The sequence below is a fragment of the Verrucomicrobiota bacterium genome (assembly GCA_039192515.1).
Classification (GTDB): domain Bacteria; phylum Verrucomicrobiota; class Verrucomicrobiia; order Methylacidiphilales; family JBCCWR01; genus JBCCWR01.
Genome location: JBCCXA010000021.1, coordinates 1 through 13,422 on the forward strand (window position 1 = coordinate 1; position 13,422 = coordinate 13,422).

Genomic DNA, 13,422 nt, shown 5'->3' on the forward strand with positions numbered 1-13,422 from the left:
CTCCAGAGGGTATAGATGCGACGGACGATTTTCATAAGGCAAAACTAGGGTTTAATCTTCTACTGGAAAAGGTACAAAAACAAATTTGTTAAAGTTTTGATCGGTATCTATCACAAAGAGGCAGCAAAACTCATCTGCGTTCTTGAATACTTCTTTGAAGTTTTCAGGTTTATCAACTAGTTGTTTTTGGATGAATTCGTCTAGATAAGAAATATAATAATTATAACCAGGCATAATTTAAATAAATAAGTTTATCGAAAATTGTTTATTCATAAATTAAATAAATAAATTTATCGAAAATTATTTACTTTTTGAAAAATATGTTACATGAAGGACATTACTTTGCTTTTTAAAAAATTTTTATGAATCATTGTCGAGTGATTATCTTGCTGAAATAAAATAACAGTTTAGTTGGTGCTATTAAAAACAGAACGCTGATGATAGCCAAAAGAGTTTGATATGAGAAAGAATGCGCAAACCGGTAACACCCCAAGGCCATTGAATGGGGCAGAGGAAGTATTTGAGGCACACGCATTTAATCAGTTTCAGTTATTTGCCATTACTCCAGAAGGATGCGAAGACTCCGGCTTAGCCATCGCAGCTGCACGTGCAGGACATATAGGGATTTTTAACCTAATCAACAATAGTTTATCTATTAAACAAAAACGAAATCACATCGCCCGGCTTGAAAATTTAGCTAATGCAAGATACGGATTGATTCTTTCATCTTGCCAATTAAAAAGCCTGGATTCCCTCATCGACTCTTACGAGGGTATACACATCTTATTAATAGAAGTTAGAGCGCCAACTACTGGGCTAAAGGATTTCAAAAAACTTAAAAAGAAAGCCCAGAGGATCGGTTGTGTTGTTACCAGTCTGGAAGAAGCAGAACTAGCTGTAGACTTAGGTGCTGATTTCATAGTAGCAAAAGGAAATGAGTCCGGCGGATGGGTAGGAGAAGAAACAGCCTTCGTCCTGACTCAAAAATTAACCAAGTGGAATAAGTGCCCAGTTGTAGCTTGGGGTGGAGCGGGATTTCACAGTGCTGCGTCGCTAGTGGTTTGCGGGGCAAAAGGAATTGTCTTGGATTGGCAACTATCACTCGCAAGTGAATCTGCTGTCCCAAAGGCGCTTAAGCACAAGATTCAATCTATGGATGGCAGCGAGACTATCGCTTTGCCTGGACCTTTCGCTAAAAGCTTCCGACTTTTAGCTAGTCCTGGATTTCATGCAAAAGAGCAACTTCTAAGTATTTCAGCCAAAAGCAGGGCACAGTCTGAACGTGCTTCAGAATTATTTTCGGAATGGGACGATCAAATCTCACTCCTAAATCAGTCCGTAGCCATAGAGGATAGGCCATGGCTTACAGGCCAAGATGCCTGTCTGGCTAGCTCATTTTACAGTAAATCAAAATCCGTTGCAGGTATGCTTTCAGCTCTCCAAGCTAAAATACTCAAGCAAGTAAAAGCAGCCTCTGAGGAAAATCTAGCTAGACCTCAAAGCCCTTTAGCTAAATCACTCGGCATAGAATTCCCTATTCTACAGGGGCCCATGACGAGGGTAAGTGACACTGCGGAATTCTGTAATGCAGTAGCAACTGGAGGAGCATTGCCCTTTCTTGCATTAGCTATGATGCCTCAAAAAGCTGTCCGCGAACTCATGGAAAAGACTAAAGCTCTACTTGGAGAAAAACCATGGGGAGCAGGTCTACTCGGCTTCAATGCTCCTCAACTATATAAAGAACAGCTCGAAGTAGTTTTAGATGTTCACCCTTCTTATACTATTATTGCAGGCGGACGCCCTGACCAAGCTTCTGCTTTAGAAGCCAAGGGAATATCCAGCTATCTTCACGTCCCTTCTCCTTCGATCCTAGACATTTTTATCAATGAAGGAGCGAGAAAATTTATCTTCGAAGGCAGAGAATGTGGTGGTCATGTTGGACCTCGGACTAGCTTAGTTCTATGGGACAGTATGGTCCACGTCATTTTAAACGCTGGCCTATCAGAAGCCGAGTTAAGTAAGTTACAAGTCATCTTTGCTGGAGGTATCCATGATGCTAAAAGCGCTGCTATGGCGACTACCATCGCTCAGCCTTTGGCTGAAAAAGGAGTCCAAGTTGGCCTCTTGATGGGAACGGGCTATTTATTTACTCATGAAATAGTGGAAAGCTCTGCTGTAGTCGAACAATTCCGGAAAGTAGCCCAGGATGCAGACAAAACGGTTGTCATCGAGTCAAGCCCTGGCCATGCCATTCGATGTGCTGACACCGAATTTATTTCGTTTTTCGAGTCGGAAAAACGGCGTCTTCAATCAACTGATGTCAGCCATGAAACCATCAGCAAAACATTAGAAAAACTTACTGTTGGCCGTCTGCGTATTGCATCCAAAGGTGTGACACGTATTGACAATCCAAAGCCAGGCGAGAGCCCTTATGCGGAGGTAGAGAAGGATGAACAACTCCGCGATGGTATGTACATGATTGGTCAAGTCGCTTGCATGCATCAGGAGCCCTTTTCCATTCGGGACCTCCATCAGGAAATTTCTCTTGAATCTCAAGAGATTTTGAAAAATTTCCATGCTAGTCCTGATTCCGTAGAAGTAGTAAATGAAGCATCTCCTGCCCCACCTGCCTTGGACATTGCCATTATTGGGATGGGAGGCTTTCTACCTGGCGCGAATGACTTAGAAACCTATTGGCAGAATATATTAGATAAAAAAGATGCCATTGGAGAAGTACCCGAAGACCGTTTTGATTTCAAACTATGGTATAACAAAGACAAATCTATTCGTGATACCATTAATAGTAAGTGGGGAGGTTTTATCGAGGACGTGCCATTTGACCCCTTTAAGTATGGTATCCCTCCAACTGCGCTAAGAAGTATTGAACCGGCACAATTGCTTTCTGTGGAGTTGATTGGCCGGTTATTAGACCAAATCAGTTGTCGTGAAACTAACCCATACCGCGAGAAAACATCCGTTATATTCGGTGCAGGTGGTGGTCTAGGGCAGTTAGGAACAAACTACGCTGTTCGCTCCATGTTACCAAATCTTATCCAGGGACTAGATGAAACCGTTTGGGAGCAATTACCTAAATGGACAGAAGATAGTTTCCCGGGAATTTTGCTAAATGTGATAACTGGACGAATCAGCAACCGCTTCGATTTAGGCGGCGTTAATTACACCGTGGACGCAGCCTGCGGATCTTCACTTGCGGCTGTTTATTTGGCTTGCCAAGAACTAGCCTCCGGAACTAGTGATCTCGTGATGGCTGGCGGATGCGACACCATGCAGTCAGCGTTTAGTTATATGGCTTTTGCTCAAACTGGAGCACTTTCCCCAACTGGTAGATCCAAAACCTTTGATGAAAGTGCAGATGGTATCGCTATCAGTGAGGGTGTTGCGGCAGTTGCTTTAAAACGTAGAGAAGACGCCGAAAGAGATGGTGACCACATTTATGCTATTATAAAAGGTGCAGGCGGCGGTTCAGACGGGAAACACAAAAGCCTAACTGCTCCATCCCACAACGGCCAAATTAGAACGATTTCAAGGGCTTATGAACAAGCCAGGTACAGTCCCTCAAGTGTAGGACTCTTTGAAATGCACGGCACAGGAACAGCTCTCGGAGATAGTACCGAAGGCCCCGCGCTACGCGAATTGCTCGAATCTTTCAGCGCTGCCAAAGGCTCTGCTGCTGTTAGCAGTGTGAAGTCCATGATAGGCCATACGAAGTCAACTGCTGGTGTCGTAGGTCTGATGAAAGCCGTTCTCTCACTTTATTATCGCGTACTACCGCCGACTCTACACGTCAATCGGCCCAATCCAAAAGCTCAATTAGAAAATGGTCCTTTATATGTAAACACTGAAACCCGCCCTTGGATTCGCAATGGACATGCGCGTCGAGCTGGGATCTCGGCTTTTGGTTTTGGAGGCACAAACTACCACGTGACAGTAGAAGAGTACCAAGATCAAGCCATCAGTCATCATAATGAGTCACCTTGTAAACATTGGCCAGCTGAGTTGTTCATTCTTGGGGCGGCATCCAAGGAACAACTCAAGAAAAGAATCTTGAGCTTTCTTTCAGAAATTCGTGCCGTTTCTACTTCAGGTGCAAATGTATCTTTAGCCGACGTAGCCTACACCGGCCATCGCAAGGCTCTTAGTAATGGAGAAATCAAAGCAGCACTGGTAACTAGCTCTCTACGAGAACTTATCAAACAATTAGAGTCCCTGTCTGAGCATCTAAGCAATAGTGCATCCACCAACCTTCAAAAGCTTGGTATTTATTTCTCAGAACAACCAATAACTCAGAATGGAAAGGTAGCATTCCTGTTTCCAGGTCAAGGATCACAATACCCAAACATGCTTAGAGACATGGCCATCACCTTTCCTGAAGTAGCCCAAACGTTCGAAAGAGCTAACCATGTCTTAACTGATCGCTTTAAAACTCAGCTCAGTGACTATATTTTTCCTATCTCCGTTTTTACCGAAGAAGAACGAAAACAACAAAATAAGAAGCTCACCTCGACGGATATTGCTCAGCCCGCTCTTGGAGTTTGTGATACTGCTATGCTCCATCTGCTTTCTAAATTTGGTATTTCAGCCGAAATGGCTGCCGGGCATAGCTATGGTGAACTCGTTGCTTTGCATGCTGCTGGAAGCCTAGATGAAGAAGCCCTTTTCCTTTTATCTGCGCAACGTGGAAAATCCATTACAGATATGGTTGCCAGCGACGCTTCCAAAGACCTTGGCAAAATGATTGCAGTTTCGGCAAATGAAGAAACCCTTCTACCGCTCTTAGAAAAAATGGATGGCGTTTGGCCGGCCAACCTTAATAGTCCAGAGCAGACGATTCTTAGCTGTAAGAGCGAGAACATCTCCGAGTTAATAGCAACACTCAAGAAAAATGACATAGACTACGTTCCTTTACCAGTATCCTGCGGTTTCCACTCACCGATCATGGCACCTGCAGCTAAAGCTTTCGAAGAAGCTTTGAAGAATACATCATTTGAGGTTCCCAATCTCAAAGTTTACAGTAATGCCACAGCTCAAACTTATCCAAGTGACAGCCAAAAACCCCGTGAATTACTTTCCCAACAACTCGTTCAACAAGTCCTTTTCCAAAAGGAAATAGAGGCTATGTATGATGCTGGCGCGAGAGTCTTTGTCGAAATAGGCCCGAAAAATGTCCTTACCAAGTTGGTGACGACCATATTAAAAGACAAAGCGCATACAGCCATTGCGACTGATAATGCTAAGATACACGGCGTCACCGCTTTTCTTCATTCTCTCGCAAACTTATGCGCAGAAGGTATAGAAGTTTACGCAGAACCCTTATATGAGGGCCGAAATTTAAAAGTTCTTGATTTCCGTAACTTGGCTAAGACTGCCAAGGAAGGCTATCCCAAACATTACTGGTTAGTTAATGGGGCCCTGGCAAGACCTTGCACAGAAGCACCTGCAATACCTACACCCAAGGCCACTATGACGAAGGCAATAAACCAAGAACTATTAGCTCAGGAGAATACTATGACTAGTCCGTCAAATAATCATAGCATGGAAACTCACTCTAATAGAAAACCATCTGCTTCACCATCTTATCCTATAGTTAGCTCACCAGGCAGCTTAGAGATTTTTAGTCAGTATCAAGAAACCATGCGCCAATTTTTGGCAACTCAAGAAAATGTCTTAAGTCGTTTACTTCATCAAGAGGGAAGCTCGTTTGCAAATGGAGCAAGTCTAAGTGTGCCATCTCCTGCAATTCAAAATGTTGTTTCTAATGGAACGACTCTAGCAACATCTGCTCAAGTCTCAATTGAGGCCCAGACAGCTTCACTCACTAGCGAGCCAATCGAGGAAAAAGTTCCCCAAACAATTGCAGCGAATTCAACACAACCTACAGTTAAAGAGCAACTTTTAGAAATTGCAGCGAGCCGCACAGGCTATCCTGCCGAAATGTTGGAATTGAATGCTGACATGGAAGCAGACCTTGGAATCGATTCCATCAAGAGAGTCGAAATCGTTTCCTCAGTGCGTAAAGCCATTATGCCTGAAATGGCTGAGCCTCCTTCCTGGTTCATGGAAAAAATGTCAGAGGCTAAAGCACTTCAAAATATATTGGATGGCCTCACGGAACTCATTGGAGGAACTCGTGCAGAGAAAAGTCCTCCCTCTATTGAACAAAACTCTGCCTCTAAATCTACTAGCTATCCCACTGACATGAAAGGCGAGCTTCTTCAAGTCGTAGCAGAGAGAACTGGCTATCCACAAGAGATGTTGGATATGCAAGCTGATATGGAGGCAGATTTAGGCATCGATTCCATTAAGAGAGTTGAGATCGTTTCCTCAGTGCGTAAAGCGGTTATACCCGAAATGACTGAACCTCCTTCTTGGTTCATGGAAAAGATGTCAGGGGCTAAAACTATACAGAATATCTTAGATGGCCTTACTGGACTGATAGGTAAAGAGAGTAAGGAGATTCCTGAACCAGCTGTGCAAACACAACCTGCTTCGACATCTAACCTTTCAGCAGCCGATTTAAAGGGCGAGCTCCTTCAAGTCGTAGCAGAGAGAACTGGCTATCCACAAGAAATGTTGGATATGGAAGCTGATATGGAAGCTGACCTAGGTATTGATTCGATAAAAAGAATTGAGATTGTTGCGGGTGTAAGGCGCTCACTCTTTCCAGATCTGATTGAACCACCTCAATGGTTCATGGATAAAATGACTTCTTCTAAGTCTCTCGAGCAAATCTTAGAAGGTCTATCACAACTAGGTCTAGATTTAGTAGAACTACCACAAGAAACACAGGACTTACGTCAAAATACCAATAGCACAAGCTCTGTTGCAACAGAAGCTTTCATAGATAAATGCCCACGATGCACCGAGCTCGTTTTTGAGCAGCCGTTAGAGTCCAAAATCCCCGAGGATCTTTCAGGAAAAGTCTTTATTTTGACTCAAAGTGAAAAAAAATACTGCCATCAACTCAGCAAGATGATTTCCGATCGAGGCGGGAAAGTAGAGATCTTTCCTACTGAATCTCTAAAAGGTAGGAGTACTGCAGAAAAGAACATAGAGGAGCTTCGTCTGAAGCATGGAAAAATATCAGGCATTATCCATCTACTTCCACTCGATCAAACCACCGAGTTCCCCGGCATGAAACTAGAAGAATGGCAGTCCAATGTAGATTTGGAAGTCAAAGGACTATTATTCCTTCTACAAAGTATGGAACAAGAACTAGTCAACGTTCCAGGCACTTGTGTGATTAGCCTCAGTATTGGTGGTGGCGACTTTGATCCATCAATCGATTCTGAAGCCTGTTACCCTTGGAGAGGTGCACTTTCAGGGCTACTGAAAACTGCTGCTGCTGAATGGCCAAAAGCAAAATTTCGGACGATTGATTTCGAATATGACCCAAGCGATAATATCTTAGAACAAGTCTTGGCTGAATTAAATGAGGATGGACCGATTGATATTGGTTATCGTGACAATAAGCGCTTGGCCATTCGAGCACACTTAGACGAACTCCCGGATGAAGTTCCCTCGTCTTATGCCATTGACTTATCAGATAAAGACCTCGTCTTAGTCATTGGAGGTGCCAGAGGGATCACTTCCGAAATTTCCCAAGAGATTGCTCAAGCAACTCGTTCGAAATTTATCTTGGTTGGTCGCTCTGAGTTAACAACAGAAGAGGATCCATCCTTTGTTGGAATTGAGGATGAGAATGGCTTAAAGAAAAAAATCATCGAGCTGAGCACTCAATCTGGAAAGAAACTTCATATCAAAGAAGTCGCAGACCAAGTCAAACGCATCATGGCTGCACGTGAGATTCGTAAAAGCCTTATGCATATTGGAACTTTCGCCAGCCATGTGGAATACCATTCATGCGATGTCACAAATACGAATGAGCTCAAAAAACTAATCGATGATATCGATAAAAAACACGGAGGAATCGATGCTTTGATCCATGGAGCAGGTGTTCTCGAAGACAAGTATTTGATAGATAAAGCTGCGGATTCTTTTGACAGAGTTTGGAAAACAAAAATTGATCCAATGTTAACACTCTCAGAGGTATTGGACCCGAAACGCTTAAAACTTGCCATGATATTTTCATCCGTTTCAGGTTTCTTTGGCAACCCTGGCCAAGGAGACTACGCAGCTGCTAATGAGACATTAAACCGTATGGCTCGCCGTTTAAGAAATCTTTGGAAGACAAAAGTAATCGCCATGAACTGGGGGCCTTGGAGTGGTGCTGGCATGGTAACTCCAGAAGTCCAAAGGCAATTTGTATCAAGAGGAATCCCTATGGTCCATGTCCCAGCTGGAAGGCGCGCAGCCGTTCAAGAAATTTATTACCATAAAGGACCTCAGGTAAGACTCGTGATTGGCCCTGGACCATGGATCAATAATTCAGAGAACGTCTCGGTTCTCATAGAGAAAGAACCGGTTAGCTAATTGCTTTCTATATTGGATGCTACGATATGGGTTCAGTTTCAGATAGAGCGAATGATGTAGCCATCGTGGGGATGAGTTGCGTTTTCCCTGGGGCCGACAATTTGCATCAATTTTGGCAAAATATCGTTAGTAAACACGATGCCATAGACAATCCTTCTCTGTTTGATAAAAATACCGATGATAAGGTTTATTGTAAGCGCGGCGGCTATCTCCACGACTTAGCAAGATTCGACCCTATGACCTATGGGATTATGCCCAAGGCAATAGATGGGGCTGAACCAGAGCACTTTCTAGCTCTTCGAGTAGCTGATGAAGCCCTACGAGATGCAGGCTACCCTCAAATCCCCATTAACCGAGAACGGACTGGTGTCATCATGGGACGTGGCACTTTTGCTAACCGAGGATTGGCCAACCTCAATCAACACGGTTATGTCATTGACCAAACCCTTGAGCTACTACAAGAACTTAATCCATCTATTGACTCAGAGCTTATAAACACACTTAAAGAAAAATTAATTGCTTCACTGCCTCCTCTTGATGCACAAACAGCTCCAGGTGTCGTATCAAGCCTGACCAGCGGCAGAATTGCCAATCGCCTCAATTTATCTGGCGTCAACTATTGTGTAGATGGCGCATGTGCTTCTTCCCTTGTTGCTGTGGAACATGGTATGCGTGATCTAAGAGATAGACGGTGCGACATGGTGCTTGCAGGCGGCGTACAACTTAGCGCAAACATACTGGTTTTAAGACTTTTTTCTGAATTAGGTGCACTCTCAAAGAATGGAAACATTCGCCCATTTGATACAAATTCGGATGGAACGTTACTTGGAGATGGAGTAGGCGTCTTGGTCTTAAAGCGTCTCGAAGATGCGGAGAAAGATGGCAACCGTATTTATTCCATTCTAAAAGCAGTTGGGACTTCTAGTGACGGGAAAGCTAAGAGTATTGTTGCCCCAAGGCATGAAGGTCAAGTTCTTGCTTTAGAGCGAGCCTATGAGGAATCCGGTATTGATCCTCAAACAGTAGGCCTCATTGAAGCTCACGGCACATCCATGCCCGTTGGAGATGAGGTCGAGCTGCGGACGCTTCAAAAGGTCTTTGGCGTTCGCTCTAGAATTGCTGCATCTTGTGCTGTTGGCTCCGTGAAGTCGATGATAGGCCATCTTATCCCTGCTGCGGGCGTTGCCAGCTTGATTAAAACATCACTTGCCCTGTATCATAAAACACTGCCTCCTTCGCTCAATTGCGAAAAACCAATTGATACTCTTCAAAATTCCAAAAGCATTTTCTATATAAATACAGAAACCAGACCATGGGTTCATGGCTATAAAGACAATAACAGACGCGCAGGAATTAATGCTTTTGGTTTCGGTGGTGTTAATGCGCATGCCATCCTTGAGGAACATATCCAAACTCAAGATACCGGGTCGGAGAATTTTGAACGCAAATGGGACTCTGAGTTACTTGTTTTTGATGCACCAGACCGTCGTGGACTCGTTCAAAAACTACACCGCGTTCTTGAGGAAATTGAAAAGCGACCTGAACTCGAACTTAACGAACTGGCTTACACACTTCATAAGGCTTACAGCCAAGACACTAAACGACTAACCATGGTCGTTAAATCAAAAGAAGAACTCTTTAAGAAAATCAGTAGTTCTATCTCAAAGCTAGAAGATCCTTCCAGTAAACAAATCAAAGTTCGTTCAGGCACATACTTTTTCGAACACCCTTTAAGTCTAGATGGTAAAATCGCTTTCTTGTTTCCTGGAGAAGGTTCGCAATATGTCAACATGCTGAGCACGCTTAGCAGACAATTCCCGTGTGTAAGGCATTGTCTCGATCTAGCTGATACCGCCTTTCTTGAAGAAGGCTTAGATTATATTCTGAGTGATATTCTATATCCCCCACCTACTGGGCTTCAAGATGATGAACGCCGTCACTTAGAAGATCGCATTTGGGAAATGGAAATAGCTGTGCAATCAACTACCACAGCGAACCGCGCGCTCTTCAGTCTATTATCTCAATTCGGCATCAAACCTCATGCAGTATTAGGTCACAGTAGCGGTGAGTTTGCTGCCTTAGAAGCTTCTGGAGCCCTTCCATTTTCGGAAGAGAAAGACTTGATCAAGTATGTCCTCAAGGGAAAACAAACCGTGCGCGCTGTTTCAGAATTGGGAGAAAAGGAGCTTCCTAAGGTAAAACTCATCGCTGTGGGTTCAGACGATACAGAGATTGCGGCTAGAGTTGTATCCAAAGTAGGGGGATCTCTCCAGATATCTATGGATAATTGCCCCTTTCAAATAATCATTTGCGGAAATGAACGGGATATCGACCAAGCCATAAAAGAGCTAAACACCGAAGGTGCAACGTGTAGCACCTTACCATTTAATAGACCTTACCACACCTCCATGTTTAGTTCTGCTATGGAGCCGCTCAAGCGCTTCTTCAATGAATTAGATATCAACGCCCCTGAAATCCCCATGTATTCTTGTGCCACCGCCGAGCTCTTCACTCAAAACCCAGATGAGGTACGCCAATTAGCTATTAAGCAATGGGTAAGCTGTGTTCGTTTTCGTGACACCATTAAAAAAATGTATGATGATGGCTTTCGTATCTTCATAGAAGTAGGCCCGGGAGGTAATCTCACCTCTTTTGTTAATGATACTCTCAAGGGTCAGGAATATGCGGCTTCTGCCACCAACCTTTCTCATAAACCTGAGCTCTTCCAGCTTCAACAAGCTTTGGGTCTTACGATTGCTCAAGGTCTAGATTTAGATTTATCTTATCTTTATCAAGCACGCTCTCTCAAAGAGATTGATTTTGATTATATCGAGAGCAACTCAAAGCGCCCCCCCAAGCTTAATCTTGCATTGCCCAAATTAGCATTAGATAGCAGTGAACTTTCTTCCTTCCAAAAAGATTTTTCTTCTAGAAGGCCTAAGATTCAAAATGCTTCACCTCCGCAAAAACAAAGTGTCGAGACTACAAACCGTCTGACTGAATTAGGCAAAGACGTCATTAGCAAAGAAGAGCCTCAAAATGACTCTATACCTGTTGAGCTAACACCTAGTGAACAGGCCGTCCATGAACATTTCAAAACGATGGATATTTTCCTCAAATCTCAAGAAGCCGTGATGCTTGGAATCTTTAGTCCATCGCAAGGAAACTCTTCTCCACAAGCTAAAGTATATACTAATAGCCTTAGAGCTAAGACATCATCTAACACTAAGCTGCCTTTCACTGAAAACATTATTGAAATAGAAGAGGGCAAACGACTCCTGATCCAATATGAATTCAAAGAAGAAGAAGACCTTTTCCTGGCTGATCATGCTTTAGGTGGAAAAGTATCTCATTATGATAAAGCTTTAAAAGCGCTCTTAGTTAACCCGCTCACCATGAGTATCGAAGTGATTGCCCAGGCCGCTGCAGCTTTATTCCCTGGTAAAATTGTTACCTCAATAAAAAACATAGAAGCAAATCGATGGGTCACCGCTGAAGGGGGTTCACTCAAAGTCGCTCTGACTGCATCACTAAACGCTGACGGTCTTGTGCGAGTTGCTATGACTGAGATTGAAAATCTCAATAAAGCTGTCCCTCCTCACATCCGAGCAAATGTAGAACTAGCTGAACAATACCCTAGCCCGAGAAAAGCAAAAACCTTCTCGTTGTCTTCCCCTAGAGCTTCCCGCTTTTCCCAAGGCAATCTTTACACCATGGGTATGTTTAGTGGTCCAAACTTCCAAGGGATCGAGGAGATAAAAGCATGGGGAAATGATGGAGTCATCGGAACATTACTAGGGCTCACCAGGAAGAATATGTTTGCCTCGAACGCTGATCCTACATTCGTCGCTGACCCTGCTCTTATGGATGCCGCAGGCCAACTCCTAGCACACTGGCATGCCGAACATGATAACAGCAAGTTCAATATGTTCCCTTACAAGCTGGAGGAATTAAAAATTTACGGTCCTACTCTGCCAGAGGGAGAAAGAGTAGAAGGAAGATTGCATATTAAGCCCATCACCTCAGACCGCTATCGTGCCCAGATTGACTTAGTTAATGCCAACGGAGAATACCATGCAACGATTCGAGGCTGGGAAGTGAAGACTTTCGCTTTACCAGAGACTTTCTATGGCATCCTTCATAACAGTCCTCAAATTGTATTAAGTCATGAGCGATCGGATCTTTTACCTAAATCATACGCAGAGAGAAGTAGCTTCCGCTTGGTGGATTGGTTTACAAAAAGCTTACTCCTAGAGGGTGGAAGAATCTGGTTGCGAGTCTTAGCACATCAAATTCTTTCGAGAAAAGAGAGAGATACCTGGAACCAATTATTAGGTAATGATGAACGAAAAATTCAATGGTTGCTCGGGCGAGCAGCTGCAAAAGATGCCGTTAGGAAACTACTCGAGCGTAATCACCAATTAAAATTATGTCCTGCCGATGTCGAAATCTTAAATGATAAGCACGGCAAACCATTTGTCGATGGAGTTTGGCTGCCACAATTTGACAGACAGTTGCAAGTCTCCATTAGTCATTCTGGCATCTTTGCGGCTGCCATAGCTACAGATAGTCCCAACTCTGCAGTTGGTGTCGATGTGCAGGTGTTGAAACAACTCGAACATGGATTCTCTCAATTCGTTTTTACAGAGGAAGAAAATAACCTTTTTACTAAAATTTCAGATCACCAAAGGAATAACTGGTGTTTGAGAGGCTGGTGCGCCAAGGAAGCTGCCGGTAAAGCTAGTGGCTTTGGATTGGGAGGTAATCCAAAAAATTGGTTCATCAAGGAGTTTGATATCGAAAAAGGCAAATTCTCTATAGAGTGCTCCGAAGACTTTTCAAATTCATTCCCTTCCTTGTCTGGACTCCAATTCGAAATAAACACGTTTATTGAAGATAATCGCGTGATCGCATGCACATTTAAAAACACAAAAGAATTCTTAACAATGAAAGAATAGGAATAAAAAACGA

Annotated in this window: 2 protein-coding genes; both read left to right on the forward strand. The window is 43.5% G+C overall.

Features of this window, described 5'->3' with window-relative positions:
• The first annotated feature begins 459 nt into the window (after positions 1 to 459).
• Positions 460 to 8,451 carry an SDR family NAD(P)-dependent oxidoreductase gene (locus AAGA18_10300; protein ID MEM9445730.1) on the forward strand — a complete coding sequence of 2,664 codons (7,992 nt, stop codon included), beginning with the start codon at positions 460 to 462 and terminating at the stop codon, positions 8,449 to 8,451.
• A 26-nt stretch (positions 8,452 to 8,477) separates the two neighbouring features.
• Complete coding sequence (locus AAGA18_10305; GenBank protein MEM9445731.1) at positions 8,478 to 13,409, forward strand: beta-ketoacyl synthase N-terminal-like domain-containing protein; 4,932 nt, start codon at positions 8,478 to 8,480, stop codon at positions 13,407 to 13,409.
• Positions 13,410 to 13,422 lie beyond the last annotated feature (13 nt).